This is a genomic window from Micromonospora sp. NPDC052213 (assembly GCF_040679695.1).
GTDB lineage: Bacteria > Actinomycetota > Actinomycetes > Mycobacteriales > Micromonosporaceae > Micromonospora.
In genome coordinates this window covers 1-26,376 of the sequence record NZ_JBFAVI010000037.1, presented here as the reverse complement: position 1 = coordinate 26,376, position 26,376 = coordinate 1, and the positions used below count along the sequence as shown (strand labels likewise).

General features: G+C 73.1%; 26 protein-coding genes. 17 read left to right on the top strand and 9 right to left on the bottom strand.

Features of this window, described 5'->3' with window-relative positions:
• Positions 1-79 precede the first annotated feature (79 nt).
• Positions 80-310: a hypothetical protein gene (locus tag AB0L34_RS12410; protein ID WP_363704334.1), complete on the bottom strand. Its 231-nt coding sequence runs from the start codon at positions 308-310 to the stop codon at positions 80-82.
• A gap of 89 nt (positions 311-399) precedes the next feature.
• Positions 400-2,325 (bottom strand): protein kinase, encoded by a 1,926-nt coding sequence (locus AB0L34_RS12405; RefSeq protein ID WP_363704332.1) that lies wholly within the window; start codon positions 2,323-2,325, stop codon positions 400-402.
• A gap of 92 nt (positions 2,326-2,417) precedes the next feature.
• On the opposite strand from AB0L34_RS12405, the gene AB0L34_RS12400 reads away from it, so the two are divergent.
• Together AB0L34_RS12400 and AB0L34_RS12395 are read left to right on the top strand one after the other, a co-directional pair.
• Positions 2,418-2,630 carry an acyl-CoA carboxylase subunit epsilon gene (locus tag AB0L34_RS12400; RefSeq protein ID WP_363704330.1) on the top strand — a complete coding sequence of 71 codons (213 nt, stop codon included), beginning with the start codon at positions 2,418-2,420 and terminating at the stop codon, positions 2,628-2,630.
• 145 nt (positions 2,631-2,775) lie between these two features.
• Positions 2,776-3,237, top strand: a complete 462-nt coding sequence (locus AB0L34_RS12395) for a hypothetical protein (RefSeq protein ID WP_363704328.1) — start codon at positions 2,776-2,778, stop codon at positions 3,235-3,237.
• 1,435 nt (positions 3,238-4,672) lie between these two features.
• Here AB0L34_RS12395 and AB0L34_RS12390 read toward each other — a convergent pair.
• A complete protein-coding gene (locus AB0L34_RS12390) occupies positions 4,673-4,819 on the bottom strand; it encodes a hypothetical protein (RefSeq protein WP_363704371.1) in 147 nt (48 codons plus the stop codon).
• Here AB0L34_RS12390 and AB0L34_RS12385 point away from each other — a divergent pair.
• The 4 genes from AB0L34_RS12385 (at position 4,793) to AB0L34_RS12370 (ending at position 8,604) form a co-directional block, all read left to right on the top strand.
• Positions 4,793-5,764 carry a S8 family serine peptidase gene (locus AB0L34_RS12385; RefSeq protein ID WP_363704326.1) on the top strand — a complete coding sequence of 324 codons (972 nt, stop codon included), beginning with the start codon at positions 4,793-4,795 and terminating at the stop codon, positions 5,762-5,764. The genes AB0L34_RS12390 and AB0L34_RS12385 overlap by 27 nt on opposite strands.
• 10 nt (positions 5,765-5,774) lie before the next feature.
• A complete protein-coding gene (locus AB0L34_RS12380; RefSeq protein WP_363704324.1) occupies positions 5,775-6,431 on the top strand; it encodes a nucleoside triphosphate pyrophosphatase in 657 nt (218 codons plus the stop codon).
• Positions 6,432-6,504: 73 nt separating this feature from the next.
• Entirely contained in the window at positions 6,505-7,926 is a 1,422-nt protein-coding gene (locus AB0L34_RS12375) for a transposase (protein WP_363704322.1), read from the top strand.
• Between the two features lie 24 nt (positions 7,927-7,950).
• On the top strand, positions 7,951-8,604 hold the full coding sequence (locus AB0L34_RS12370; RefSeq protein ID WP_357458375.1) for an O-methyltransferase: 654 nt from the start codon (positions 7,951-7,953) through the stop codon (positions 8,602-8,604).
• Between the two features lie 78 nt (positions 8,605-8,682).
• Here the strand turns inward: AB0L34_RS12370 and AB0L34_RS12365 are convergent, their stop codons facing one another.
• From AB0L34_RS12365 to AB0L34_RS12350, 4 genes are all read right to left on the bottom strand, one after another.
• Complete coding sequence (locus AB0L34_RS12365) at positions 8,683-9,939, bottom strand: MFS transporter (RefSeq protein WP_363704320.1); 1,257 nt, start codon at positions 9,937-9,939, stop codon at positions 8,683-8,685.
• An 89-nt stretch (positions 9,940-10,028) separates the two neighbouring features.
• Positions 10,029-10,784, bottom strand: coding sequence for an ABC transporter permease (locus AB0L34_RS12360; RefSeq protein WP_350703478.1), 756 nt, complete (start codon positions 10,782-10,784; stop codon positions 10,029-10,031).
• Positions 10,785-10,803: 19 nt separating this feature from the next.
• Positions 10,804-11,763: an ATP-binding cassette domain-containing protein gene (locus AB0L34_RS12355; protein WP_363704318.1), complete on the bottom strand. Its 960-nt coding sequence runs from the start codon at positions 11,761-11,763 to the stop codon at positions 10,804-10,806.
• Between the two features lie 132 nt (positions 11,764-11,895).
• On the bottom strand, positions 11,896-12,522 hold the full coding sequence (locus tag AB0L34_RS12350) for a PadR family transcriptional regulator (protein WP_363704316.1): 627 nt from the start codon (positions 12,520-12,522) through the stop codon (positions 11,896-11,898).
• A 134-nt stretch (positions 12,523-12,656) separates the two neighbouring features.
• On the opposite strand from AB0L34_RS12350, the gene AB0L34_RS12345 reads away from it, so the two are divergent.
• Positions 12,657-14,408 carry a biotin carboxylase N-terminal domain-containing protein gene (locus AB0L34_RS12345; RefSeq protein ID WP_363704314.1) on the top strand — a complete coding sequence of 584 codons (1,752 nt, stop codon included), beginning with the start codon at positions 12,657-12,659 and terminating at the stop codon, positions 14,406-14,408.
• Positions 14,409-14,441: 33 nt separating this feature from the next.
• On the opposite strand, the gene AB0L34_RS12340 is transcribed toward AB0L34_RS12345, so the two are convergent.
• Positions 14,442-15,332 carry a LysR family transcriptional regulator ArgP gene (locus AB0L34_RS12340; protein ID WP_363704312.1) on the bottom strand — a complete coding sequence of 297 codons (891 nt, stop codon included), beginning with the start codon at positions 15,330-15,332 and terminating at the stop codon, positions 14,442-14,444.
• A 96-nt stretch (positions 15,333-15,428) separates the two neighbouring features.
• Here AB0L34_RS12340 and AB0L34_RS12335 point away from each other — a divergent pair, with 96 nt between their 5' ends.
• Both AB0L34_RS12335 and AB0L34_RS12330 read left to right on the top strand, forming a co-directional pair.
• The gene (locus AB0L34_RS12335; RefSeq protein ID WP_363704367.1) at positions 15,429-16,025 is read left to right on the top strand and encodes a LysE/ArgO family amino acid transporter; all 597 of its coding nucleotides are present in this window, start codon (positions 15,429-15,431) and stop codon (positions 16,023-16,025) included.
• Positions 16,026-16,148: 123 nt separating this feature from the next.
• Positions 16,149-17,588 carry a GuaB1 family IMP dehydrogenase-related protein gene (locus AB0L34_RS12330; protein WP_363704310.1) on the top strand — a complete coding sequence of 480 codons (1,440 nt, stop codon included), beginning with the start codon at positions 16,149-16,151 and terminating at the stop codon, positions 17,586-17,588.
• Between the two features lie 18 nt (positions 17,589-17,606).
• Here the strand turns inward: AB0L34_RS12330 and AB0L34_RS12325 are convergent, their stop codons facing one another.
• Positions 17,607-18,173 carry a TetR/AcrR family transcriptional regulator gene (locus AB0L34_RS12325; protein ID WP_363704308.1) on the bottom strand — a complete coding sequence of 189 codons (567 nt, stop codon included), beginning with the start codon at positions 18,171-18,173 and terminating at the stop codon, positions 17,607-17,609.
• 85 nt (positions 18,174-18,258) lie between these two features.
• Between AB0L34_RS12325 and AB0L34_RS12320 the strand changes: the two genes are divergently transcribed.
• From AB0L34_RS12320 to AB0L34_RS12285, 8 genes are all read left to right on the top strand, one after another.
• Positions 18,259-18,705, top strand: coding sequence for a DoxX family membrane protein (locus AB0L34_RS12320; protein ID WP_363704306.1), 447 nt, complete (start codon positions 18,259-18,261; stop codon positions 18,703-18,705).
• Between the two features lie 25 nt (positions 18,706-18,730).
• Positions 18,731-19,195 carry a MarR family transcriptional regulator gene (locus AB0L34_RS12315; RefSeq protein ID WP_363704304.1) on the top strand — a complete coding sequence of 155 codons (465 nt, stop codon included), beginning with the start codon at positions 18,731-18,733 and terminating at the stop codon, positions 19,193-19,195.
• Positions 19,189-20,922: an ABC transporter ATP-binding protein gene (locus tag AB0L34_RS12310; protein ID WP_363704302.1), complete on the top strand. Its 1,734-nt coding sequence runs from the start codon at positions 19,189-19,191 to the stop codon at positions 20,920-20,922. The genes AB0L34_RS12315 and AB0L34_RS12310 overlap by 7 nt, the downstream gene beginning before the upstream one ends.
• 179 nt (positions 20,923-21,101) lie before the next feature.
• Positions 21,102-23,021 carry an ABC transporter ATP-binding protein gene (locus tag AB0L34_RS12305; RefSeq protein ID WP_363704365.1) on the top strand — a complete coding sequence of 640 codons (1,920 nt, stop codon included), beginning with the start codon at positions 21,102-21,104 and terminating at the stop codon, positions 23,019-23,021.
• 141 nt (positions 23,022-23,162) lie between these two features.
• Positions 23,163-23,801, top strand: a complete 639-nt coding sequence (locus AB0L34_RS12300) for a hypothetical protein (RefSeq protein ID WP_363704300.1) — start codon at positions 23,163-23,165, stop codon at positions 23,799-23,801.
• Positions 23,802-23,871: 70 nt separating this feature from the next.
• The gene (locus AB0L34_RS12295) at positions 23,872-24,390 is read left to right on the top strand and encodes a hypothetical protein (RefSeq protein ID WP_363704298.1); all 519 of its coding nucleotides are present in this window, start codon (positions 23,872-23,874) and stop codon (positions 24,388-24,390) included.
• The gene (locus tag AB0L34_RS12290) at positions 24,387-25,853 is read left to right on the top strand and encodes a GAF domain-containing sensor histidine kinase (protein WP_363704296.1); all 1,467 of its coding nucleotides are present in this window, start codon (positions 24,387-24,389) and stop codon (positions 25,851-25,853) included. The genes AB0L34_RS12295 and AB0L34_RS12290 overlap by 4 nt, the downstream gene beginning before the upstream one ends.
• Positions 25,850-26,376 (top strand): response regulator transcription factor (locus tag AB0L34_RS12285; protein ID WP_363704294.1); only part of this gene is annotated, 527 nt, incomplete at its 3' end. The genes AB0L34_RS12290 and AB0L34_RS12285, both read left to right, overlap by 4 nt.

Below are 26,376 nucleotides of genomic sequence, written 5' to 3'. Positions count from 1 at the left end.
CACCGTACGGTCGACAACTGGTCCGGCTGCCGCCACGCCACCGGCGCCGGTGTCAGGCCCGCCGTCGGGCCTGCGGGCGTCAGGCCCGCCGTCGGGCCGCCACCGGAACGGTCACCGCGTTGTCGCGGACGAGCCCACCACGCCGCGTGATCCGCCAGGCCACCACTGCGGCGAGGGTGACAGTGACGACGCTGAGCAGCGCGAACAGTGCCGACAGGCCGGCGCCGACGAGCAGCAGGACGACGTCGCCGAGGGCCACGAGCATCCACAGTGCCACCCGGGGCCGGGTGTCCTTCCGTCGGTAACCCATGTCGTGCCTCCCTTCCGTCGTGAAGGTCAGATACCCCGTACGACGGAAGGTCATGCGAATCAACCTCGCAGCGGCACGAATCCCGCGGATCAGTCCTTGCGGTCGGGCACGAACCCGGCCGCGATCCGGTCGAAGTTGGGCAGGTTGGCCTGCCAGTCCGCCGCGGCGACCTCCCACCGGAGGGCGTAACCGCGATTCTTGGCCGTCACGAAGCCCCGGTTGCGGACGTGGATCCGCGTGCCGTCGCGGGTCTCCAACCACTCCCAGTCCGCGCAGGTCTTCCAGTAGTCACAGCGCTCGATGCTCAGGTACTGGTAATTTTTGACGATTTTCTTGCGGGCCGGCTCGATTCGCCTCCATTCGGCGGCCGCGTCCGACTTCGGCGTGCTCGTCCACTGGACGAGCAGTTCGCCGACACCGCCAGGCTCGTCGAAGATGACGGTGTCCGCTCCGCCGCTCCGGCGCACCCAGTTCGCCGGCAGCGGCAGCTCGAACCCGGCCGGGTCCTTGTGCAGCTTCCAGCCGGCCGGCAGTTCCGCCGCCGAGGGGGTGGCGGACGTGGTCGGGCTGGGGGCGGCGCTGGTCGGTGGGGGCGCGGCGGGCCCCGACGTCTGCGGCGCCTGCGAGGCGGCAGTGGTCGGGTCGGCCTGCGGGGTGTCGTCGTCGCCGTCGCCGCTGGTCAGCATCGGCACGACCAGCACCAGGCCGACCAGCAGCAGCGCCACCAGCACCCCGATCAGCACGTTGCGCCGGGTGTTGTCGGGCTTCGTACCGTCGGACGGCACCACCGTGGCGCGGCCGGACGGCGGGCTCACCGGCGCGGGCATCACCGGCGCGGACATCACCGATGTGGGGTTCACCGGCCTGGGCGGCGCGGGGCTCACCGGCTCGGCCGGCGAGGCGCCGACCGCCGGCTTCGGTGCGTCGACCTTCGCCGTCGGCGCGGTGTCGGACGTCGACGGCTCGACCTTGGCGGTCGGCGCGGCATCCGAGGCGGCGGACGCGCTCTCGGCCGCCACGGTGACAGCGGCGGAGGCGACGGCCTCCTGCGGCGCGCGGGGCGTCGGCGGGCTGACCGGCCTGGCGGCCGGGTCCTCGGCCGGTCGCGGCGCCGGCACCAGCGGCGGGCGCGGCTCGCGCGGGCCGTTCGGCCCCGGCCGGCGTACGCCGTCGAGCAGCGGGATGGTGCGGGTGCGCTTGCCGCCGGCACGGCGCAGCAGCTTCTCCGCCACCTCGGCGGTGATCCGCTCGTTCGGGTCCTTGCGCAGCAGGCCGTTGAGCACCGGCTTGAGCGGGCCGGCGTTCTTCGGCGGCGGGGGTGCCTCGGTGGCGAGCGCCGCCAGGGTGGCGATCGCCGACGGCCGGGCGTACGGCGACTTGCCCTCGACCGCGGCGTAGAGGGTGGCGCCCAGCGACCAGAGGTCGGCCTCCGGCCCGGCGGTGCCGTCGCGGGCCCGCTCCGGCGCGATGTACGCGGGCGAACCGAGCACCATGCCCGTCCGGGTCACGTTCGGGTCGCCGGGGATCGTGGCGAGACCGAAATCGGTCAGTACCACCCGGCCGTCGTTGCCGAGCAGCACGTTGCCCGGCTTGACGTCGCGGTGCATCACGCCGGCCTTGTGCGCCGCGTTCAGCGCGCCCAGCACGCCGAGCCCGATCTCGACCGCGCGCGCCGGCGGCACCGGGCCGTCCTCGGCGAGCGTGTCCTGCAACGACCTCGACGCCACGTACTCCATCACGATCCACGGGTCGCCGTCGGTGCGCAGCACGTCGAAGATGCGGACCACGTTGATGTGGTTGAGCCGGGCGATGGCCCGGGCCTCGCGCAGCGACCGCTCCCGCATCTCGCGGCGCTCGTCGTCGGTGAGGCTGGGCGGCGGGACGAGCTCCTTGATCGCCACGTCCCGGTGCAGCACCTCGTCACGCGCTTTCCACACCCGACCCATGCCGCCCTGACCGAGCGGCGAGAGGAGCCGGTATCGGTCAGCGACGAGTTGGGGCAGCGCGTTAGACATCGCCCAGACGGTACCCGGCGGGCACGACGCTCACACCGCCGGCACGCCACTGTGCGGTTCAGGTCAAGCTTGCCGCCGCGTACGCTGACGCCATGTCTGCCGAAGAGCCGCTGTTCCGGGTCGTCCGCGGGGTCCCCACCGCCGAGGAACTGGCCGCGTTGGTGGGCGCGATCGTCGTCCGGTCCCGTCCGGCCGCGGCATCCTCGCCGGTCGCCGCGTCCGCCTGGGCGCGCAGCGGGCGACCGGCCACCGCGACGCCCGTCGCCGGCCCCGGCGGGTGGCGCGCCTCGGGCCTGCCCCGCTGACCTTTTCCCGGTACGGATCACCCCAGCTCGGTGCCCCTGCCCACCCGCCGAACGGCTCGGGTGTGCGGGGTTGGGGCTGCCGACATCGCCGGACACCCATTAACCTCACTCAGGGAAACGGCGCAGTGACGGGTAGGGAGGGCCGATGATCCCCGAGGAGGACCGTCCAGCGTCCTGGCTCCGCGGTTACGGCGGCATCGAGGCCGACATCCGCCGGTTGCGCGAGTTCGCCGACAAGCTCCAGGCCGAGGTGGAACGCAACTACGCGCCCCACCTGTCGTACATCGCCGAGGACATGAAGGCGCCGGTGCCCAACCCGGCCGACGCCTTCATCGAGCTGGTCAACTTCCTGCACGCCCACCACGAGACCCAGCAGGCCACTGCCGACATGGTCTGGGGCGTCCGCGACACCACCGGCCACCTGGCCGTCGCCGCCGGCACGGTCGCCAACAGCTACACCCAGTCCGACGCCTTCTCCTCCGCCCGGGTGGCCGACGTCGAGCGGGCGCTCGCCAACCCGGCGGCCGCCACGACGCGCGGCCCGGCGCCGGTGTTGCGCGACCCCACCGGTCCGGAGACGGGACCGGGGCCGGTGGTGCTGCCGTGATCGAGCGGGGCAGCGGCCGCACGTCCGGCCTGACCGACTGGCGACTGATGGACGTGGCCAGCATGTGGGCCTGCCTCCAGGACCACGACACCACCAACCACTGGAAGCAGGTCGCCGGCTGGCGCAAGGTCTGCGACCTCGCCCGAACCCACCTGAGCCGGCTCCAGGAATACCGGCGCGGGCTGGCGGAGGCATGGCCGCCGGAGACCAACGAGGCAGCCCGGGCGTACGTCCGCGAGCTCGACGAGCTGATCGACAAGGTGCAGCGCACCCACGACGCGGCCAGCGCCAACTACACCGCGCTCTCCGCCGCGACACAGGCCATCGGGACCACTCGCGCCGAACTCAAGAAGATCTACGACGAGTACGCCGTCAAGCTCCAGGAGAAGCGGACGTACGAGGCGACGCTCGCGGACCCGAAGGCGGCCATGGGCAGTCGGGTCCCCGACCGCCCCGTGACGGACGCCGACCTGGAACGGCTCAACGTCCAGGCGCGGGGCATCATGTACGGCCTCAGCGGCGAACTCCAACACGCCCAAGTAATGCTCCAAAAGCCGCCCCCAGCAGTACGCCCGCCACGGCCTGGCATCGATCCTGGGACTTCAGACATCTACGGAGGCGGGATGGCGCCAGTTATCCCACCGATCATGCCGGTCCCAGTCCCGACACCAACTGGCGCTCCATCGGTCAACCGACCCTCGGTTCCCGTCCGGCCGGTCCAAACCCCCACCGCACCGAACACCGGTCCCGTGCTGGGCGGCGCTGGCACCGGATTGGCACCGTCACCAGCCAATCCAGGGGCGCCGATCGCTACGCCGCCCGCACCGCCCAATCCGCACCAGAGTGTGGGAGGTTTACCGCCGTTGCCGACAGGAGCGAGCCGACCCATCGCTACCGGGCCGCTGCGCGGCTCCTTGGGCAGGCCCGTCGCGGGAGGTGCCGGCAACCAAGCCAACCCACCGACCCCCTCTCCAGGTCGACCAATGCCTCCTGGCGGGCTAATAGGAGGAACTCCCGGGATGGGGCTTGGCCAGCCCAGCGCGACCAACAACCAGCCACGGCGAGTGAATCCCATCGGCGGCGTGATCGGCGGCGGTGGCGCGGGCACAGCGCCGACGGGCGGCGCCGGATCCCGCCCGGGTGGCGGTCGTGGCATCGGGTCGGCGCACGGGATGCCACCAATCGGCGGCGCTCCATTCGGCAGCACGTCGGGGCGGCCAGGACGGCGAGAGACCGAGGAAACGCGCCGTTGGGACCCGGACCACCCGTGGGAGACAGACAAGGGAGTGCCTCCAGTCGTCGGCCCACCAAATGAGGAGGGACCAATCGACCCGGGGCCAGCTATCGGCTTCAGCAGGTGATGCTCCGCGCAATCCTCGGCACGCTCGCAATAAGTGCGTCTTTGTTGACGGCGCCTGCCGCACAAGTTGCCACCTCAGAGCGCGCAGCGCAGCCACGCGGCGTCGACCGGATCCGAAGTGACCAGTGGCATCTGCGCTACCTGAAGGTAGAGCGAGCGCACCGATTTTCCCGCGGCGATGGTGTTACTGTCGCGGTGCCAGACACTGGGGTGGAACCTCATCCCGACCTCCGCAAAAACTTGCTCTCGGGAACAGACACCATCTCTGGAGGAGGCGGCGATGGCTGGCAGGACCGCAACGGGCACGGAACCGGGATGGCCGGACTGATCGCTGCGCACGGCCAGTCCCGACAATTGGGCGCGCTGGGCATCGCCCCCGACGCCAAGATCCTCCCGATCATGTCGTCCTCGGCTAGCAACCTCGGGGACGCGGATGACCTGGCGCTAGGAATAGAGTTTGCCATTTCTAGCGGCGCCGATGTAATCAGCGTCTCTAGCGGAGGCGGCACCAGTCCTCGCCTCACACAGGCGGTCCGAACGGCGCTTGCCTCAGACGTCGTAATAGTTGCGGGTTCCGGCAACATCCCGTTCGACAGAACGGTTGCTTACCCAGCCAGGGAGTCTGGCGTCCTCGCCGTTGGCGGGATAGATCAAGCCGGTCGGCATGCAGCAATATCGGCCACAGGCCCCGAAATTGACGTGGTTGCTCCAGCCGTCGATATCTACAGCACGAGTATTGACGGCAAATACCGCAAGGGCACCGGCACGTCGGACTCGACGGCGATCGTCGCCGGAGCTGCTGCACTGATTCGGTCGAAGTACCCGCACCTCCCGGCCTCCGAGGTAGTGCATCGGCTCACGGCTACCGCCGTCGACAAGGGACCACCGGGACGGGACGACGAGTACGGCTACGGGGTCATCGATCTCGTAGCGGCGCTGACGGCAGACGTACCCCCGCTGGGCTTCGGTTCGGCGACGGCGAGCGGCCCGGCGCCCACCGCCTCGACCACGACGGCGGTCGCGGAGCCCGCCGACGACGGAGACGGCGAAGCGACCGCCCGTGGCCTGGTCACCCTCGGTGTGATCGTGGCTGCCGGTGGCGCGTGGGTCCTGGTTGCGCGTCGCCGGCGCCACGGCGACGACCCACCTCCCCGGATCAGCCGGTAACGTCGGCGACGTGCCAGAAACGATGCCGCTCCGCCTCGTGCTCGCCTCGGCGAGCCCCGCCCGCCGCAAGATTCTCCAGGCCGCCGGGATCGAACCTGACGTGCTGGTCAGCGGCGTCGACGAGTCCCTGGTGGTCACCGAGCAGGCCGAGGATCTCTGCCTGGAACTGGCCCGGTTGAAGGCGGAGGCGGTGCTCACCCGGCTCCGGCCGACCGACGACCAGCGGACGCTGGTGATCGGGTGCGATTCGGTGCTGGCCTTCGACGGGGAGATCCTCGGCAAGCCGGCCGACGCGGCGGACGCCACCCGGCGCTGGCAGCGCATGCGCGGGCGCAGCGGCGTGCTGCACAGTGGGCACTGCCTCATCGACATCGTGACGGGGCGTCGGGCCGAGGCGGTCGCCTCCACCGTCGTGCACTTCGCCGACGTCAGCGACGACGAGATCGCCACGTACGTGGGCACCGGCGAGCCGCTCGCGGTGGCCGGTGCCTTCACGATCGACGGGCTGGGCGGGCCGTTCGTGGAGCGGATCGAGGGCGACCCGAGCACCGTCATCGGGCTCTCGCTGCCGATGCTGCGCCGCCTCCTGGCCGAGCTGGATCTGCGAATCACCGATCTGTGGACAAAGGTCGCGCCCGGCAACCAGTCGGTCGAACCGCTCGGCTAGTGCGGTGGCCACGAACCTTTGCTGGGTTCGTCGGCGGTAAAAATTGTCGTACCGATGGGGTTGGGTCCTGGTTGTGCCTCGTCGTCGGGATCCCGCTGCACCACGCGTGGTGTATCGCACCGCTCGTGTTGCACTACGGGTGACTCCAGGGCAGCGCCGGCGGTGTTTCGGGTTGTTGCGCTCGGCCGGTGATGTGTGGGCGTGCGTGCTGGAGGTCAACGCGTGGCGGCGCCGGCGCCATGACCCGCCGCTGGTGGGCTATCAGGAGTTGTGTCGCGAGTTGGCGGCGTCGGGTCCGGGCACGTTCTCGGAGTTGGACTCGGCCGGGGCGCGGTCGGTGTTGCGGCGTTTTTCCGATGCGTGGTTCGCGGCGGCGAAACGCCGCCAGGCTGGTGACCTGTCGGCGCGGTTTCCGCGTCGGCGGCGGGGGTTGGTGCCGGTGCGCTGGTATCACGGCACGTTCACCCTCGACGGCCATCGTGTGCGCATCCCCACCGCACGAGGTACCACGCCGTTGTGGGTGCGCCTGGCCCGCCAGGTGCCGTATCCGGTCGAGCGAGTCCGCTCAGTCACCCTGCTGTGCGAGGGCGGCCGGCTGTTCCTCGACGTCACCGCCGAGATTCCGATCACGGTCTACCCGGCTGGTGAGGGTCCGGACCCGGCCAGGGTGGCGGGTGTGGACGTGGGGATCATCCACCCCTACGCCGTGGCCGGCCCCAGCGGGGACGCGTTGTTGGTGTCGGGGCGGGCGATCCGCGCCGAGCACCGTATGCACCTGGCCGACACCAAAGCCCGCCAACGGGCCACCGCCCGCCGCGCACCGAAGCCGGGCCAGCGCGGGTCACGACGGTGGCGCCAGTACCGGGCCCGAGCGCGGGCGGTGGAGGGTCGGCACCGGCGGCGGGTGCGGCAGGCCCAGCACGAGGCCGCCCGCACCGTCGTCACCTGGGCCGTCAGCCAGCGGGTCGGGGTGCTACACGTCGGCGACCCACGCGGGGTCCTCGACCTGCCGGCGGGGCGGCGACACAACCTGCGGCTACGGCAGTGGCAGATCGGCCGGCTGTTGCAGATCCTGACCGACAAGGCCACCCTCGCCGGCATCACCCTCCACCTCGTCGACGAACGCGGCACATCGTCCACCTGCCCCACCTGCCACCGGCGGATACCAAAGCCACGTGGCCGGACCCTGACCTGCCCACACTGCCAGTTCTCAGGCCACCGTGACCTCGTCGCGGCGGCCAGCATCGCCACCCGCACCCCGGGCGGCGGACCCACCACCCCCACAGCCGTCGTGCTGCCTGGGGTGGTCACGCACCGTCGAGCCGGCCGGCACCTCCCCGGCACCGGCCGGTCCCGACGTGACCCCCGCCGCCCCCAGGGCGGCGCGAGGATCAAGATGGCCCGCAGTGGCCCGCCCCACCAACCGTTGGTGGGGAGTCGCTCGCCCACACGGCGAGGATCCACAACACCGCACCAGAAACTCGGTGAACGTTAGTGGACACTGCACTAGCGTCCGTTCATGACCACGAAGTCGATCCCGCTCACGTCGGAACTGCACGCGTACCTGGTGACGCACGGGTCGCCGCCGGACGAGATCATGCGGGACCTGGCCGAGGAGACCCGCGCCGCCCTGCCGGACAACGCACAGATGCAGGTCGCGCCGGAGCAGGCCGCGTTCCTGACGTTCCTCACCCGGCTGCTCGGCGTGCGGCAGGCCGTGGAGGTGGGCACCTTCACCGGCCTCTCCTCGCTGGCGATCGCCCGGGGGCTGCCCGAGGGTGGGCGGCTGACCTGCTTCGACATCTCCGAGGAGTTCACGGGCATCGCCCGGCGGTACTGGGCCCGCGCCGGCGTGGCGGATCGCATCGAGCTGCGCATCGGCCCGGCCGGCGACACGCTGCGCGAGCTGCCCCACGAACGTCATCTTGACTTCGCGTTCATCGACGCGGACAAGACCGGGTATCCGATCTACTGGGCGGAGCTGGTGCCTCGGATGCGTCCCGGCGGGGTGATCGCGGTCGACAACGTGCTGCGCGGCGGCCGGGTGATCGCGCCGCAGAACGCCGACGACCGGGCCATCGCCGCGTTCAACGACGAGGTGCTCGCCGACGTCCGGGTGGACGCGGTGATGCTCCCGATCGCCGACGGCCTGACCCTGGCCCGGGTCCACTGACCGCCCCACCCCTGCGCGATCTTGGTAGGAAACGGCCCTGACCGGCCGTTCCGTACCAAGATCCAGTGCCCGAAGGGGTCAGGCGGGAGCCGGGGTCCGGACCTCGTCGGGGGCCGGGTGTAGGGCGCGGCCCAGGCGGGCGGTGAGCAGCGCGGCTGCCGCGATGAAGCCCGGCAGCAGCAGGAACGCCAGGTGCGGCCCCACCCCGTCGGCCACCCAGCCGAGCGCGACCGGCGCGATCCCGAAGCCGACCCCCATCGAGTACGACGCCCAGCCGGCCGCCCGGTCCGCGGCCGGCCCGGCGACGGCGAGCGCGATCGAGATGGCCAGCGGGTAGTGCAGCGCGTTGCCGAGGCCGAGCACGACGAGGCCGGCGACGGCGAGCCAGCCGACCGGGGCGACCCAGAACAGCGCGAACCCGGCCAGCGACACGCCCAGCGCGGCCAGCAGCAGCGGCACCGGCCGGTACCGCAACGCGAACCGGCCGCCGACGAGCCGGCCGACGAACATGCCGCAGACGATCGCCGCGACGGCGGCCGAGGCGGCTCCGGCCGCCATTCCGGCGTGCGAGCGGAGCACGTCGGCGGTCCAGAGGGACAGGCAGACCTCGATCGAGCCGGTGACCGCCATCAGCACCCAGGCGATCCAGTACGTCGGGGGCAGCCGCCGCGCGGCCCCGGCGACGGGAGCAGCCCGACGCGCGCCGGCAGGCGGGCCGGTGTCGGCCGGCTCACCGGCCGGGGGATCCCCGGCAGCCGCGGCGGGGGCGGCGCGCGGCAGGCGTACGCGGAAGGTCACGGCGGCGAGCGCGACCAGCGCGATCAGGCCGGCCTCGACGGCCATCACGGGCCGCCAGCCCCAGCCGGCGTCGACGCTGGTGCCGATGACCAGCGGGGCGAGGATGCCCATGCCGGCGCAGGCGGCGTTGGCCTCGGTCAGCGCGGCCGGCGCGCCGGTGCCGTGCCGGTCGGTGAGCACCACCGACACGCCGCTGATCACCAGCATGCCGAAGGTGGCGATCACCGCGACGGCGGTGATCGTGGCCGGCAGTGCCCGCAGGGCGCCGAGTGCGGTGACGCCGAGCGCCACCCCGGCCAGCCCGGTCCAGACGGCACCGCCACGGCCGACCCGGCGGGCCAGCGGCGCGAAGAGCGCCCCGCCGGCCAGCGCGCCGACGGCGATGCCGGTGCTGTGCAGGCCGGCGACGGCGGCCGAGGTGCCCTGTTCGTCGCGGAGCAGGGGCACGACCGGCCCGAATCCGTAGAGGAAGAAACCCCACAGGCCCAGCTGGGCATAGGTCAGCCAGGTGATCCGGTCACGGGTGAGGCGGGGCACCGGCCTTACGGTACAAGCGTCCGGCCGGTGCCCCACCGCAGTGCGACGCAGGTCTCCGGGAGCGCGGCGCTGTCGCGGTGCCCGGCCGTTCAGCGGACGGTGCGCGCGAACTGCCGGGCCGCCCAGACGACGCCGGCCGCGGCGAGCACCGCGATGATGCCGAGCCCCTGCCAGACCTTGTCGTCGCCGAGGTCGCCGTTGAAGAGGGCGCGGGTGCCGTCGACGGCCCAGGAGAACGGGTTCCACTCGGCGATGCCCTGGAGCCAGCCGGGGGCGAACGTGAGCGGCAGCAGGATGCCGGAGAGCAGCAGCACCGGCTGCGCCACGGTGTTCATCAGCGGGGCCAGCGCGTCCTCACTCTTGACCTTGAGCGCGACGCCGTAGGAGACGGCCGAGGTCATCAGCGCGATCAGGGCGAGCATGAGGTACGCCAGGAGCAGGTCGACGATGAAGACGCGCAGGTCGAACAGGAGCGCGAGCAGGGTGATGATGACCGCCTGCACGATCAGCGACACCACGTCGCGCAGGGAGCGGCCGAGCAGCAGGGCGAGCCGGCTGACCGGGGTGACCCGGGAGCGTTCGATGACGCCGGCGCGCAGCTCGGCGATCAGGCCGAAGCCCTGGAACAGGCCGCCGAAGATGGCCAGCAGCACCAGCAGGCCGGGCACGAAGATCTTGTATGCCTCCGCCTGGGTGGGGGCGTTCAGGGCCGGCTTGAGCAGCGGGGCGAACAGCAGCAGGTACATCACCGGCTGGAAGATGCCGACGAAGACCCAGACGGGGTTGCGCAGCAGCAGCTGGAGCTGGCGCTGGAAGATCAGCCAGGTGTCACGGGCGAGTTTCATGCGGTCTCTCCGGTCTGGGTCAGGACTCGCGCAGCGAGCGGCCGGTCTTGGTGAGGAAGACGTCGTCGAGGCTGGGCCGGTGCAGCTCGATGGAGTCGAGCGTGAGGCCCGCCGTGTCGACGCGGCGCAGGATCTGCGGGATGGCGGTCGCGCCCTCGTCGACGTAGAGCCGCAGGCCGCCCTCCTCGACGCTCTCCAGCTTGTTGACGTACGGCTCGCTGTCGAGCAGCTTCGCGGCCTGCGGGGTGGCCGCCGCGTCCAGCCCGACCAGCACCACGTCGCCGGAGATCTCGCGCTTGAGGCCCGCCGGGGTGCCCTCCGCGACCACCTCGCCGTGATCCATGATCGCGATCCGGTCGCAGAGCGCGTCGGCCTCGTCGAGGTAGTGCGTGGTGATGAAGACCGTCATGCCCTCGGCGCGCAGCCGGCGGATCTCGTCCCACATGTGCGCGCGGCTCTGCGGGTCGAGGCCGCTGGTCGGCTCGTCCAGGAAGACGATCTTCGGTTCGTGGATGATGCCGAGGGCGATCTCCACCCGTCGCCGCTGGCCGCCCGAGTAGGTCTTGCACTTGCGGTCCGCGTACTCGGTGAGCTGGAAGGCGTCGAGGGCGCGGACGGCGCGCCGCTGCGCCTCGGCCTTGCCGATGCCGTACATCCGGGCCTGGAGGACCAACTCCTCGCGGGCGGTCGACTCGTCCCAGGTGCTGCCGCCCTGGGCGACGTAGCCGATGCGGCGGCGCACCTCGGCCGGGTCCTTGCGCAGGTCGGCCCCGGCGATGGTGGCCTCGCCGCCGTCCGGCTCGATCAGGGTCGCCAGCATCCGCAGGGTGGTGGTCTTGCCGGCGCCGTTGGGGCCGAGGAAACCGAAGATCTCTCCCGCGGCGACCTCCAGGTCGACCCCGCGCACCGCGTCGACGGTCCTCGTCTGGCGACCCTCGCGGGAGCGGAACGACTTCCGCAGCCCTCTGGTCTCGATCATCTCTGCTCCTGGTCGTCCGGGCCGGTGCGACCGGCCACCTGGTCTGTCCCTCGGGGACGACGCCGGACGGCGTGCTCCCCCCGTCGCGCCGCGAGCAGGCTAACGCGATATAGCTCCAGTGGTCAATCTTGATTATTCGGTTGTGTCGCGAGGTGTGGTCTCGCCGTCGGACCACCCGTTCCAACCCTCCGTCCCGACCAGCCCGTCAGGCAGGTACGACACACCGGAGTCGATGCGTTCGGCGATCCGTTCGCACCAGCCGACCTCGGCCTCCGCCCGCGCGGCCCAGAGTTCGAACATCCACCCGACGTGCACCGGCTTGGAGTTGCGCATCCAGTCGGAGGCCAGCGCCGCGCGCATCGACTCGACGCCGGCGCGCAGCAGGTTCGCCCGGTTGCGCAGGGCCGCCGACGCCTCCTCGCGGGGCAGCGCGGGCAGGAACGAGAACGCCGCCGCGAACGGGTCGGGCGGTTCGTGCAACTGCCACCAGTGCCCGCGCAGCAGCGACTCGAACTCGTCCTCGCCCTTGGCGGTGACCTCGTACGTGGTGCGCGCCGGCCGGGCGCCCACCTGCTCGGTGGCCACCTCGCGCAGCAGGCCCTCCGCGGTCAGCTTGCGCAGGGCGTGGTAGATCGAGCCGGGCTGCACGTTGGCCCACCTGTCGGCGTTCCAACTGAGCAGTTCCCGGCGCACGTCGTAGCCGTGCACGGGCTGCATCCAGCGCACCAGCCCGAGGATCATCATTCGCGTGGCAGACATCGGACAAGCGTAATAAGCAAGTTTGACTAGGGCGCGTCGCGGCAGTGCGGCATCCCACACTGAGCGATCGTTAGGGCCCCCTCAGGGTGGCCGATACACTCCCGGTCAGTAACCTCCCGGGAGGAGCCCCCAAGGTGCGCAAGGTACTCATCGCCAACCGCGGCGAGATCGCCGTCCGCGTCATCCGCGCCTGCCGCGACGCCGGTCTGGGCAGCGTCGCCGTCTACGCGGACTCCGACCGGGACGCCCTGCACGCCACGCTGGCCGACGAGGCGTACGCGCTCGGCGGGGACTCCGCGACCGAGACGTACCTGCGCATCGACAAGCTGCTGGCGGTCGCCGCCAAGGCCGACGCCGACGCCGTCCACCCCGGCTACGGATTCCTCGCCGAGAACGCCGACTTCGCCCAGGCCGTCATCGACGCCGGGCTGACCTGGATCGGTCCCACCCCGCAGGCGATCCGCGACCTCGGCGACAAGGTGACCGCCCGGCACATCGCCCAGCGCGCCGGCGCCCCCCTGGTGCCCGGCACCCCCGACCCGGTGGCCAACCCGGACGAGGTGATGGCGTTCGCCGTCGACCACGGCCTGCCGGTCGCCATCAAGGCCGCCTTCGGCGGCGGCGGGCGCGGGCTCAAGGTGGCCCGCACGATGGAGGAGATCCCGCACCTGTTCGAGTCGGCCACCCGCGAGGCGGTCGCCGCGTTCGGCCGGGGCGAGTGCTTCGTCGAGCGCTACCTCGACAAGCCCCGCCACGTCGAGGCGCAGGTGCTGGCCGACCAGCACGGCAACGTGATCGTGGTCGGCACCCGCGACTGCTCGCTCCAGCGCCGGCACCAGAAGCTGGTCGAGGAGGCCCCGGCGCCGTTCCTCACCGACGCGCAGCGCGCCCAGATCCACGACAGCGCCAAGGCGATCTGCCGGGAGGCCGGCTACCACGGCGCCGGCACGGTCGAATACCTGGTCGGCGCCGACGGGACCATCTCCTTCCTGGAGGTCAACACCCGTCTCCAGGTCGAGCACCCGGTCACCGAGGAGACCGCCGGCATCGACCTGGTCCGCGAGCAGTTCCGGATCGCCGACGGCGAGAAGCTGCGGTTCACCGAGGACCCGACGCCGCGCGGGCACTCCATCGAGTTCCGGATCAACGGCGAGGACCCGGGCCGCAACTTCCTGCCCGCCCCCGGCACGGTCACCGCGCTGCGGCTGCCCACCGGCCCCGGCGTCCGGGTCGACACCGGCATCTCGGCCGGCGACGTGATCGGCGGCAACTTCGACTCGCTGCTGGCCAAGGTGATCATCACCGGCGAGACGCGCACCGAGGCGCTGGAGCGGGCCCGCCGGGCGCTGGACGAGATGGTCGTCGAGGGCATGGCCACCGCGCTGCCGTTCCACCGGCTGGTCATCCGCGACGAGGCGTTCACCGCCGAGCCGTTCACCGTGCACACCCGGTGGATCGAGACCGAGTTCGACAACACCGTCCCGCCGTTCACCGCCGCCGCCGGCACCGCCGAGGCGCCGGCCGAGCGCGAGACCGTCGTGGTCGAGGTCGGCGGCAAGCGGCTGGAGGTCACCCTCCCCGCCGGCCTCGGCGGGGGTACGGCCACCGCCGCGCCCGCCGCCCGCAAGCCGGCCCGCCGGGGCGGCGCGGCCAAGGCCGGCGCCGCCGTCAGCGGCGACGCGCTCACCTCGCCCATGCAGGGCACCATCGTCAAGATCGCGGTCGCCGACGGGGACACCGTCGCCGAGGGCGACCTGGTCGTGGTGCTGGAGGCGATGAAGATGGAGCAGCCGCTGCACGCGCACAAGGCGGGCACGGTGAGCGGCCTCGCCGCCGAGGTCGGCGCCGTCATCTCCGCCGGCGCGGCGATCTGCACGATCGCCTGACCCTCCTGCGGGCCGACCCGGCCAGCCGCACAGTCAGCGCAGCTCGGTGCCGGCGACCGCCCGGACGGCGGCGGTCAGCGCGTCCAGCGTGGCGGAGTCCACCCGCCAGTGCTGCCAGTACAGCGGGCGGTCCAGGTGACGCCCGGCACCGATGTCGACGCAGCGTCCGGCCGCGATGTCGGCACGGGCGATCCGCTCCGGCACCATCCCCCACCCCAGGCCCAGCCGTACCGCCTCGTTGAAGCCGTCGAAGGACGGGACGTAGTGGACCGGCGGGGCGATCCGACGCCGGGTCACGGTGCGGGCGAACCGGTGCTGGAGCTGGTCCTTGCGGTCGAACGCCATCATCGGCGCCGTCGCGAGGGCGGCCTCGGTGGCGCCGTCGGGGAAATGGCGGGCCGCGAACCCGGTCCCGGCCAGCGCGACGTACCGCATCGCACCCAGCCGCTCCACCCGGCAGCCCTGCACGGCCTCGCGCTGCGCGGTCACCGCGGCCATCGCCGTGCCGTCGCGGATCAGCTCCGCCGTGTGGTCCTCGTCGTCCCGGCGGACGTCGAACAGGAGCGCCAGCTCGGCGGGCAGCCGCGCCAGGGCGCCGACGAACCAGGTGCCGAGCGAGTCGCCGTTCGCCACGATGGTCACCCGGCTGGGGGCGGGCCCGCCGACCGTCGGCGGGCGGGCGGCCTCCAACGCCTCCCGTTCCAGCAGGGCCACCTGGCCGGCGAGCCGCAGCAGCGGCCGGCCCGCGTCGGTGGCCTGGCACGGCTTCGTGCGGCGGACCAGCACCTGCCCGACGGTCTGCTCCAACGCCTTCATCCGCTGGCTGACGGCCGACGGGGTGACGTGCAGCGCGTGCGCGGCCGCCTCGAAACTGCCCTCGCGGACCACCGCGGCGAACGTCCGGAGCTGCGTGGAGTCAAGCATGATGAAGCTGAGCTTATCTGCCGTGAGAATCTTTAGCTGGGCTGCATCGGCTGCGGCTCGTAGCCTCGGCTTGTGCCCGACATCCTCAGCAGCTCCGTGACAGGTTCCGCCGCCGCCGGCTTCTCCCTCTCGATCGCGCTCATCGCCGCCATCGGCGCGCAGAACGCCTTCGTCCTGCGGCAGGGCCTGCGCCGGGAGCACGTCCTGCCCGTGGTCGCGGTGTGCGCCGCCTCCGACGCGCTGCTGATCTCGGTCGGCATCGCCGGGATGGGCACCGCCACGGCGGAGCACCCCGCCGTCCTGACCGCCGTCCGCTGGCTGGGGGCCGCGTTCCTGCTCGGGTACGCCGTGCTGGCCGCCCGCCGCGCGCTGCGCCCCGGCGCGCTCTCCCCCGCCGACCGGCCGCCGGCCACGCTCGGGGCGACGCTGCTGGCCTGCCTCGCCTTCACCTACCTCAACCCGCACGTGTACCTCGACACCGTCCTCCTGCTCGGCGGGGTGGCCCGCCAGCACCCGCACCACTGGGTCTTCGGCGCGGGCGCGGCGCTCGCCAGCGTGGTCTGGTTCACCACCATCGGCGCCGCCGCCCACCGGCTCGCGCCCGTGCTGGCCCGCCCGGCGGCCTGGCGGGTCGTCGACGGTGCGATCGCCCTCGTGATGACCGCGCTCGCGGCGGGGCTGCTGCTCGGCTGACCCGGCGACGCCGGGCGCGCGCGACCTCTTCCTGGCCGAGCTGGGTCTTCGGCGACGCCCGGCCCGGGGTGTTTTCGGCGACCACCGGGGGCGCGGACGGCGGCCGACGGGAATGATGGCGGGGTGCGGTTCCTACACGGCGCGGTTCCCGCGCACGACCTGACCTACAACGACGTCTTCATGGCGCCGGCCCGCTCCGAGGTGGGCTCGCGGCTCGACGTCGACCTGGCCACCAGCGACGGCACGGGCACCACCATCCCGCTGGTCGTGTCGAACATGACCGCGGTGTCCGGCCGCCGGATGGCCGAGACGGTCGCCCGGCGCGGCGCGATCGCGGTCATCCCGCAGGACATCCCGATCGAGGTGGTGGCGAACGTCGTCGCCTGGGTCAAGCGGCGGCACCTGGTGCACGACACCGCGATCACGCTCGGCCCGACCGACACCGTCGGGGACGCGATCCACCTGCTGCCGAAGCGGTCGCACGGCGCCGTGGTGGTGATCGACGACGAGGGCCGTCCGCTGGGCGTGGTGACCGAGGCGGACACCGTGGGCGTGGACCGCTTCGCCCAGCTCCGGCACGTGATGTCCACCGAGCTGCACACCGTGCCGGCCGACGCGGACCCGCGTACGGGCTTCGACCGGCTCTCGGCCGGCCGGCGCCGGCTCGCCCCGGTGGTCGACGCCGAGGGCCGCCTCGTCGGGGTGCTCACCCGGCAGGGCGCGCTGCGGGCGACCCTCTACAAGCCGGCGGTGGACGACCGGGGCCGGCTGCGCATCGCCGCCGCCGTCGGCATCAACGGCGACGTGACCGGCAAGGCGGCGGCGCTGCTGGACGCCGGGGTGGACACGCTGGTCGTGGACACCGCGCACGGCCACCAGGAGCGGATGATCTCCGCGCTGCGGGCCGTCCGCGCGCTGGACCCGGCGGTCCCGGTCGCCGCCGGCAACGTGGTGACCGCCGAGGGCGTACGCGACCTGGTGGAGGCGGGCGCCGACATCGTCAAGGTGGGCGTCGGCCCGGGTGCGATGTGCACCACCCGGATGATGACCGGGGTGGGCCGGCCGCAGTTCTCCGCCGTGCTCGACTGCGCCGCGGCGGCCCGCCAGCTCGGCCGGCACGTCTGGGCCGACGGCGGCGTACGGCACCCGCGGGACGTGGCGCTGGCCCTGGCCGCCGGCGCGTCGAACGTGATGGTCGGCTCCTGGTTCGCCGGCACCTACGAGTCCCCCGGCGACCTCTACACCGACGCCGACGGCCGGCGCTACAAGGAGAGCTTCGGGATGGCGTCGGCGCGGGCGGTCAGCGCGCGGACGGCCGACGACAGCGCGTACGACCGGGCCCGCAAGGCGGTCTTCGAGGAGGGCATCTCCTCGGCCCGGATGTACCTGGACCCGGCCCGCCCCGGCGTGGAGGACCTGATCGACGAGATCATCGCCGGGGTGCGCAGCGCCTTCACCTACGCCGGCGCCCGGGACCTGGCGGAGTTCCACGAGCGGGCCGTCGTCGGCGTGCAGAGCACGGCCGGCTACACCGAGGGGATGCCGCTGCCCACGAGCTGGTGAGGCGACCCCCGCCGGCCGTCACTCGTCGGGGAAGAGGCGTCGGATGACCTCGCGGGCGGCGGCCCGGGGGTCGTCGCCCACCCGCTCGGGCAGCGCGCCGGCGAGCCAGAGCGTGGCGAAGCCGTGCACGATCGACCAGGCGGCGAGCGCGTCGCCCTGCGGATCCTCCGCCGTCGGGCGCCCCTGGGGCAGCCCGGCGACCCCGGCGTGCAGCGCGTCGCCGGCGCGCCGGCGGGCCGCCGCCACGTCGTCGGCGTCGGCCCGGTAGAGGTCCGGGCGGAACATCACCTCGAAGTGCGCGCGGTGCCGGACGGCGAAGTCGACGTACGCGACGCCGCTGTCCAGCAGGTCCTCCGCGCCGCCCAACGCCTCGGCGAGCAGGTCGAAGCCCTCGGCGGCGAGGGCGGTGAGCAGGCCGGCCTTGTCGCCGAAGTGGTGCGCCGGGGCGGCGTGCGAGACGCCGGCCCGGCGGGCCAGGTCGCGCAGGCTCAGCGCCCCGGGGCCGGATTCCTCGATCACCGACACCGCCGCCGCGAGCAGGGCGCGACGCAGGTCGCCGTGGTGGTAGCCGCGTGTTCCGGTCATGCCGTGATCCTATCTTGCCATTGACAAGATGCCACCTCGGGGCGCAATCTTGTCGGCGACAAGTTCACCCGCTCGGGAGGTATCGATGGCTCCGCTGATCGCGCTCGTGGCCGGCACCGCGCTCGCCAGACTGGCCGGCCTCGCCGGCGTGGCCGCGCTCGACGGCTGGCACCCCGCGCTGCGGGTGGGGCTGGCGCTGATGTTCGTGGTGACCGGCCTCGCACACTTCGCCGCCACCTACCGGTCGGACATGATCGCGATGGTGCCGCCCGCCCTCCCCCGACCCGACCTGCTGGTCACGGTCACCGGGGTGCTGGAACTGGTGGGCGCGGCCGGGCTGCTCGTGCCGGCGACCGCCCGCTGGGCCGCGGCCGGGCTGGCCCTGTTGATGCTGGCCATGTTCCCGGCGAACGTCTCGGCGGTGCGGCGCGGGCTGACCCTCGGGGGCCGGCCGGCGACCCCCCTGGGACCACGGACGGCGGAACAGCTCCTCTTCGTCGGCGCGGCCGCCGCTATTTCGTTTGGGGCCTGACGTTCAGGGGGCTAACCTAGCCACCATGAAACTGATCGAGCTGCGGGACGTGCCCCTCGGGCGACTGCTCGTGGTCGCCGGGCACGTCACCGGGCAGCGGTGGAACCGCTACCTCGCCGAGGAGCACGGGCTCACCCAGGCCGGGATGGCCACCCTGATGACCCTCGCCGAACACGGCGGGCTGCCGCACCGCACGGTGGCCGAGCACTGCTTCGTCCGGCCGGCCACCCTCACCGGCATCGTGGACACGCTGGAACGCGACGGCCTGGTCGAGCGGCAGCGCGACGAGGCCGACCGGCGCAGCGTCCGGATCGCGATCACCCCGGCCGGCCAGGCCCGGATCGACGCGCTGACCGCCGTGATCCGGTCCGGCGCTCCGCTGACCTCGGTCGACGCCGACCCGGCGAAGGCGGCGGTGATCCGCCAGTTCCTCCTCGAGGTCATCGGCGGCGGGGACGCCGGCACGCCGGAAGGGGCGCCGACATGTTGATCCGGCTGCTGCGCACACACCTGCGCCCCTACCACCGGGCATTGGCGGCCGTGCTGCTGCTCCAGTTCGTCGGCACGATGGCGTCGCTCTACCTGCCCAGCCTCAACGCCGACATCATCGACCTCGGCGTGGCGCGGGGCGACACCGACTACATCGTGCGCACCGGCGGGTGGATGCTCGCGGTCAGCCTGGTGCAGATCGTCTGCTCCGTCGCCGCCGTCTACCTCGGCGCACGCACCGCGATGGGATTCGGGCGGGACGTTCGGGCGGCGGTGTTCGGGCACGTGAACCGCTTCTCCGCCCGCGAGGTGGCCCGGTTCGGCGCGCCCTCGCTGATCACCCGCAGCACCAACGACGTGCAGCAGGTGCAGATGCTCGTGCTGATGAGCTGCACCATGCTGGTCGCCGCGCCGATCATGAGCGTCGGCGGCGTGGTGATGGCGCTGCGCGAGGATCTCGGGCTCTCCTGGCTGATGCTGGTCAGCGTGCCCGTGCTGGCCGTCGCCCTGGGGCTGATCATCCGGCGGATGGTGCCGGGCTTCCGGCTCATGCAGACCCGGATCGACACGGTCAACCGGGTGCTGCGGGAGCAGATCACCGGCATCCGGGTGGTCCGGGCGTTCGTCCGGGAGCCGTACGAGACGGAGCGCTTCGCCACGGCGAACGCCGACCTCACCGCGACCGCCCTGCGCACCGGCCGCCTGATGGCGTTGATCTTCCCCGTGGTGATGCTGGTGCTCAACGTCTCCAGCGTCGCGGTGCTCTGGTTCGGCGCCCAGCGCGTCGACGCCGGGGCGATCCAGGTCGGCGCCCTCACCGCCTTCCTGCAGTACCTGATGCAGATCCTGATGGCCGTCATGATGGCCACCTTCATGCTGATGATGGTGCCCCGCGCGGCGGTCTGCGCGGAGCGGATCGTCGAGGTGCTGGACACCGACTCCTCGGTGGTGCCGGCGCCCCGCCCGGTCACCGAGGTGTCCACGCGCGGCGAGCTGGAGCTGCGCGGCGTGTCGTTCCGGTATCCAGGGGCGGCCGCACCGGTGCTGCGGGACGTCTCCTTCCGGGTGACGCCGGGGACCACCACGGCGGTCATCGGCAGCACCGGCGCGGGCAAGACCACGCTGCTGTCGCTCGTCCCCCGGCTGGTCGACGTGACCGCCGGCACCGTGCTGGTCGACGGCGTCGACGTCCGCGACCTGGCGCCGGACGAGCTGTGGCGCCGGATCGGGTTGGTGCCGCAGAAGCCCTACCTCTTCACCGGGACGGTGGCGAGCAACCTGCGCTACGGCAACCCGGACGCGACCGACGCGGAACTCTGGGACGCGCTGGAGATCGCCCAGGCGCGGGACTTCGTCGAGGCGATGCCCGAGGGGCTGGCGTCGCCGATCGCGCAGGGCGGCACGAACGTCTCCGGCGGGCAGCGACAGCGGCTCGCGATCGCCCGGGCCCTGGTGCGCCGGCCGGAGATCTACCTCTTCGACGACTCCTTCTCCGCGCTCGACCTCGGCACCGACGCGCGGCTGCGGGCGGCGCTGCGGCCGGTCACCGCGGACGCCGCCGTGGTGATCGTGGCGCAGCGGGTCTCCACGATCGTCGAGGCCGACCAGATCATCGTGTTGGAGAACGGGGGCGTGGTCGGGATGGGCCGACACGACGAGTTGCTGGACACCTGCCCGACGTACGCCGAGATCGTGGCGTCGCAGAACACGGCGGGGGTGGCCGCGTGAGCGAGCGGAGCGAGCGAACCATCGGGCACAGCAGCGTGGCGCCTCGCGCCGCCGCCGAGCGGAGCGAGGTGGCCGCGCGAGGCGCCGTACCGCAGCAGAAGCCGGCCGCCGACGCGGGGACGCCGAAGCGGCTGCCGGGCGGCGGGCAGCGTGGCGGCCCGCCGTGGGCGGGGGCCGGGATGCCCGCCGAGCGGTCGATGAACTTCGGGCCGTCGGCCCGGCGGCTGCTGCGCCGGCTGCGCCCGGACCGCCTCGCGCTCGTCGCGGTGATCGCGCTGGCGGTGGTCAGCGTCGGGCTGAGCGTGGTCGGGCCGAAGGTGCTCGGGCACGCCACCGACCTGATCTTCACCGGGGTGATCGGCCGGCAGCTGCCGCCGGGCACCACCGCCGACCAGGCGGTGGCCGCGGCCCGGGCGGCCGGCAACGACAGCTTCGCCGACATGCTCGCGCGGATGGACGTGGTGTCCGGCGTGGGCATCGACTTCGCCGCGCTGGCGCGGGTGCTGCTGCTGGCGCTCGGCCTCTACCTGGCGGCCAGCGCGCTGATGTGGTGGCAGGGCTGGCTGCTCACCGGCGTGGTGCAGCGGACCGTGCTGCGGCTGCGCGCCGACGTGGAGGACAAGCTCAACCGGCTGCCGCTGCCCTACTTCGACCGGCAGCCCCGCGGCGAGCTGCTCAGCCGGGTCACCAACGACATCGACAACATCTCGACCAGCCTCCAGCAGACGCTGAGCCAGTTGCTCACCTCGCTGCTCACCGTGGTCGGCGTGCTGGCCATGATGTTCTGGATCTCGCCGTTGCTGGCCCTGGTGGCGCTGGTCGCGGTGCCGGCGTCGGTCGTCGTCACCGGCGCGATCGCCAAGCGGTCGCAGGCGCAGTTCATCGCCCAGTGGACGCACACCGGTGAGCTGAACGGCCAGATCGAGGAGGCGTTCACCGGCCACGAACTGGTCAAGGTCTTCGGCCGGCAGCGCGAGGTGGAGGCCGCCTTCACCGCCAAGAACGAGGAGCTGTTCCGGGCCAGCTTCGGCGCCCAGTTCATCTCCGGGATCATCATGCCGGCGATGATGTTCGTCGGGAACCTCAGCTACGTGGCGATCGCCGTGGTCGGCGGCCTGCGGGTGGCGTCGGGGTCGATGAGCCTCGGCGACGTGCAGGCGTTCATCCAGTACTCCCGGCAGTTCACCCAGCCGCTCACCCAGGTCGCCTCGATGGCGAACCTGCTCCAGTCCGGGGTGGCCTCCGCCGAACGGGTCTTCGCGGTGCTCGACGCCGAGGAGCAGAGCCCCGACCCGGCCGAGCCGGCGCGGGTGACCGATCCGCACGGCCGCGTCGAGTTCCAGCACGTCTCCTTCCGGTACGCCCCGGACAAGCCGCTGATCGAGGACCTGTCGCTGGTCGCCGAGCCCGGGCACACCGTCGCCATCGTCGGGCCGACCGGGGCCGGCAAGACCACCCTGGTCAACCTGGTCATGCGCTTCTACGAGCTGGACGCCGGCCGGATCACCCTGGACGGCGTGGACATCACCACGATGCGCCGCGACGACCTGCGCGACCGGGTCGGGATGGTGCTCCAGGACACCTGGCTCTTCGGCGGCACCATCCGCGACAACATCGCCTACGGCCGGCCGGGCGCGACCGAGGAGGAGATCCTGGCCGCGGCCCGGGCGACCTTCGTGGACCGGTTCGTGCGCAGCCTCCCCGACGGCTACGACACGGTGATCGACGAGGAGGGCAGCAACGTCAGCGCCGGCGAGAAGCAGCTCATCACCATCGCCCGGGCGTTCCTCGCCGAGCCGTCGCTGCTGATCCTCGACGAGGCGACCAGCTCCGTGGACACCCGCACCGAGGTGCTGCTCCAGCGGGCGATGGCCGCCCTGCGCTCGGACCGCACCAGCTTCGTCATCGCGCACCGGCTCTCCACCATCCGCGACGCCGACCTGATCCTGATGATGGAGGACGGCCGGATCGTGGAGCAGGGCACGCACGACGAGCTGCTGGCCGCGCGCGGCGCGTACCACCGGCTGTACCGGTCGCAGTTCACCCGCCCGGTGACGGAAGAGGAGCCGGTGGGTGTGGAGGCGGGCGTCGCGGGGTGACCCGCGGCGGCCCGCCGCCGCCCGTGAGCGCTCCCGCATGGTCGGGACATCCGCCTCATGCCTCCGGGAAGGCCGGCGACCGACGATCGTTCCCGCACGCGGCACCCGCCGCGCCCCGCCGGAAGGATTGTGAGTACGCCGATGACCACTGACCCGACGTCGTCCCTGGAACCGTCCGCGTTGCACGGGCTGGCCCGCCCCCTGATGGTGCTCTCCGGGCTGGCCCTGCTGGTCGGCACCCCGTTCGAGGTGATGACCGCGTTCGACGACCGACCGTTCGCCGAGGTCGCCGCGGGCGGGCCGCACCGCACGGCGGCCTGGCTGATCCTGCTCGGCTTCGGCGCGCTGCTGCTCGCGGTTCCCGCCCTCGCCACCCACGTCGGGCCGGCCGGCCGCCGGTTCGGGCGTACCGTCACGCTGCTGGCGATGCTCGGCGCCGCCGGCGGCATGGTGTCGCAGTGGTACATCGGCACGGTGCTGCCGTGGCTGGCCGGCTCCGCGCACCCCGACCTGACCGGCGAGATGGGCGGTCTCCCCCTCTACGGGAGCATGCTGCTGCTGGTCGTGGGCCTGCTCGCGCTGGGCATCGGCAGCGTGCGTACCCGGCTGCTGCCCCGGCCCGCCGCGGTCATGCTGATCGTCGCGGCGGTCGGCGGCATCTTTCCCTTCGTCCTCGTCCCCCTCGCCGGTGCGGCGCTGCTCTGGGGCGGGACGGCCGGGCTGCGGTCGCCGGCCCCCGCCGCGTACGACCCGGCGCCGGCCGTCCCGACGGCCAGCTGACACCGGAGGGCGGCCGGTCGCGGCTACCCTGTCGCGACCGGCCCTCGATGGCGGCGATCCGGAGGTCGAGATGATGGACAGACGCGCCGGCCGAGCGGCGCTGGCGGCGCAGTCCGCGCTGACGGTCTGGCTGGTCCTGTCCCTGTGGGTGCTGCCCGGCGCCTCGGCCCTGCCCGACCGTCCGGCGGTGAGCCTCTACGCGGTCGCGCTCGGGCTGCTGGCCGGCACCGGCGTGGTGCTGGCACGACGGCAGCGACACCCGCTGGCGGCGGTCCTGATCGCGACCGGGCTCGGCGGCACCGGCTTCTTCGCCGCCTCGACGGCGGTCGCGCACGGCCACCACCGGCTGCCGGTGGTCGGGCCGGTGCTCGCCTGGCTGCCGACGTGGCTGTGGCTGGCCGTCCCGGTCGGCATCGTCACGCTGCTGCTGCGGTTCCCCACCGGCACGCCGCTGGGCCGCTGGTGGCGGCTCGCCGAGCGGGTGGCCGCCGCGCTCGCCCTCTGCCTGGCCCTGCTCGCGGGGTTCATGCCGGGTGGTGAGGGCACGGTGACGGGCGAGCCGAACCGTTCGGGGTCCCCGCGCTGGTGACCCTGACCCCGCTGCTCAACGCCCTGTTCACGGTCCTGCCGGGCGCGTTCCTCCTCGGCGCCGCGGCGCTCGTGGTCCGGTACCGGCGCGGCGGACCGGTCGAACGGCAGCAGATCCGCTGGGTGGTGGCCGCGGCGGGGATCCTCGCGCCCGTCAGCGTCGGGACGGCACTGCTCGGGACGGCCTGGATCGCCGAGGCGGCCGCGGTCGTCCTCCTGCCGGGCGCCATCGCCGTGGCCGTGCTGCGACACCGGCTGTGGGACCTCGGCCTGGTGCTCCGCCGCACCCTGCTCTACGCCCTGCTCACCGCGGTGCTGCTCGGCGCCTACGTCGGCGGGGTGCTCAGCCTCGACGCGGCGCTGCCCACGGCGCCCGAACTGCTGCCGGAGGTACTGGTCACGGGGGTGGTCGCGATCGTCGCGCTCCCGCTGCGCGAGGTTTTACAGGCCGCGCTCGAACGGGTGCTCTTCGGCGCCCGGCGCGACCCGCACCAGGTCGTACGCACGCTTGGCCGGCTGCTGGAGTCGAGCCGGGAGCCGCTGCTGGAACGGGTGGTGGCCGAACTGTCCGCCGCGCTGCGGCTGCCCCGGGTGGCCATCGAGCTGCCCGACGGTTCGGTGACGGCGGCGGCGGGCACCGGCGGGCCGACCGGGAACGGGCTGCGGATCCCGCTCCAGGTCGGCGGGCAGACCGTCGGCGCGCTGGTCACGTCCCGGCGGCATCCGGCCGAGCCGCTGTCCCCCGCCGACCGGCGCCTGCTCACGGACCTGGCCGGCCATCTCGGCGTCGTGGTGCAGAGCGCCAGCCTCGACACCGCCCTTCGGCGCAGTCACGAGCGGCTGACCCACATCCGTGCCGAGGAGCGCTCCCGGCTCCAGCGGGACCTGCACGACGGCCTCGGTCCGCTGCTCAGCGCGGCGAACATGCGGGTGGCGGCCGCCCGGAACCTGCTGGCCGACCCGGCCGACGTCGACCGTGCCACGACCGTGCTGGACACCGCCACCGGCGACCTGGCCGGGGCGCTGGAGGAGGTCCAACGCATCATCGCCGACCTGCGGCCCGGCCAGCTCGCCGAGCGGGGCCTGGTAGCCGCGCTCCGCGACCAGGTCGACCACTGGGCCGGGCGGCTGACCGTGACCCTGGAGGCGCCGGACCCGCTGCCTCCGATCGAACCGGCCACCGAGACCGCCGCGTACCGGATCGTGCTGGAGGCCCTGCGCAACGCGGAACGGCACAGCGGCGGAGGATCGGCGCGGGTGCGGCTGGCGATCTCCGACGGCACCCTCACCGTGGACGTCCGCGACGACGGCGCCGGGTTGCCCGCGACGCCGGTACGGGTCGGCGCGGTCGGGCTGCGCTCGATGGCCGAGCGGGCCGAGGCGCTCGGCGGGGCGGTGCGGGTGGAGTCGCCGGCCGAGGGCGGCACGGTGGTGCGCGGCGTGCTGCCGGGGGTGCGGGCGTGAGCATCCGGGTGCTGATCGCCGACGACCATCCGGTCTTCCTCGAAGGGCTCCGCACCATGCTCGACACGGTGCGGGGCGTCCAGGTGGTGGGGGTGGCGCCGGACGGAGCGGAGCTGCTCCGGCAGGCGGAGCGGATCGAGGCGGACGTCGCCGTCGTCGACCTCGACATGCCGGTGCTCGACGGCGCCGGGGCGGCGGCCGAGTTGCTGGACCGCCGCCCCGAGCTCGCTGTCGTCGTGCTGACCATGCACGCCGGCGAGGAGAGCGTGCTGAAGGCCCTGCGCGCCGGCGTGCGGGGATACCTGTTGAAGTCGTCCGGGCCCGCCGCCATCGCCCGCGCCCTCGTCGCGGTCGCCGAGGGCGACGTGGTGCTGAGCGGACCCGTCGGGCGGATGGTCGCCGCGGCGGCGCTGCGCCAGGCCGACGCGCGGCCGTTCCCCCAGCTCTCCGCGCGGGAGACCGAGATCCTCGACCGGATCGCCCGCGGCATGTCGAATCCGGAGATCGCCCGCGAGCTGTTCCT

Bases quoted from the DNA above. Each gene is read 5' to 3' on its own strand.
- AB0L34_RS12410 (WP_363704334.1), bottom strand. From the start codon at position 310: ATGGGTTACCGACGGAAGGACACCCGGCCCCGGGTGGCACTGTGGATG.
- AB0L34_RS12405 (WP_363704332.1), bottom strand. From the start codon at position 2,325: ATGTCTAACGCGCTGCCCCAACTCGTCGCTGACCGATACCGGCTCCTC.
- AB0L34_RS12400 (WP_363704330.1), top strand. From the start codon at position 2,418: ATGTCTGCCGAAGAGCCGCTGTTCCGGGTCGTCCGCGGGGTCCCCACC.
- AB0L34_RS12395 (WP_363704328.1), top strand. From the start codon at position 2,776: ATGATCCCCGAGGAGGACCGTCCAGCGTCCTGGCTCCGCGGTTACGGC.
- AB0L34_RS12390 (WP_363704371.1), bottom strand. From the start codon at position 4,819: ATGAGGTTCCACCCCAGTGTCTGGCACCGCGACAGTAACACCATCGCC.
- AB0L34_RS12370 (WP_357458375.1), top strand. From the start codon at position 7,951: ATGACCACGAAGTCGATCCCGCTCACGTCGGAACTGCACGCGTACCTG.
- AB0L34_RS12360 (WP_350703478.1), bottom strand. From the start codon at position 10,784: ATGAAACTCGCCCGTGACACCTGGCTGATCTTCCAGCGCCAGCTCCAG.
- AB0L34_RS12355 (WP_363704318.1), bottom strand. From the start codon at position 11,763: ATGATCGAGACCAGAGGGCTGCGGAAGTCGTTCCGCTCCCGCGAGGGT.
- AB0L34_RS12350 (WP_363704316.1), bottom strand. From the start codon at position 12,522: ATGTCTGCCACGCGAATGATGATCCTCGGGCTGGTGCGCTGGATGCAG.
- AB0L34_RS12340 (WP_363704312.1), bottom strand. From the start codon at position 15,332: ATGCTTGACTCCACGCAGCTCCGGACGTTCGCCGCGGTGGTCCGCGAG.
- AB0L34_RS12325 (WP_363704308.1), bottom strand. From the start codon at position 18,173: ATGACCGGAACACGCGGCTACCACCACGGCGACCTGCGTCGCGCCCTG.
- AB0L34_RS12320 (WP_363704306.1), top strand. From the start codon at position 18,259: ATGGCTCCGCTGATCGCGCTCGTGGCCGGCACCGCGCTCGCCAGACTG.
- AB0L34_RS12315 (WP_363704304.1), top strand. From the start codon at position 18,731: ATGAAACTGATCGAGCTGCGGGACGTGCCCCTCGGGCGACTGCTCGTG.
- AB0L34_RS12310 (WP_363704302.1), top strand. From the start codon at position 19,189: ATGTTGATCCGGCTGCTGCGCACACACCTGCGCCCCTACCACCGGGCA.
- AB0L34_RS12305 (WP_363704365.1), top strand. From the start codon at position 21,102: ATGCCCGCCGAGCGGTCGATGAACTTCGGGCCGTCGGCCCGGCGGCTG.
- AB0L34_RS12300 (WP_363704300.1), top strand. From the start codon at position 23,163: ATGACCACTGACCCGACGTCGTCCCTGGAACCGTCCGCGTTGCACGGG.
- AB0L34_RS12295 (WP_363704298.1), top strand. From the start codon at position 23,872: ATGATGGACAGACGCGCCGGCCGAGCGGCGCTGGCGGCGCAGTCCGCG.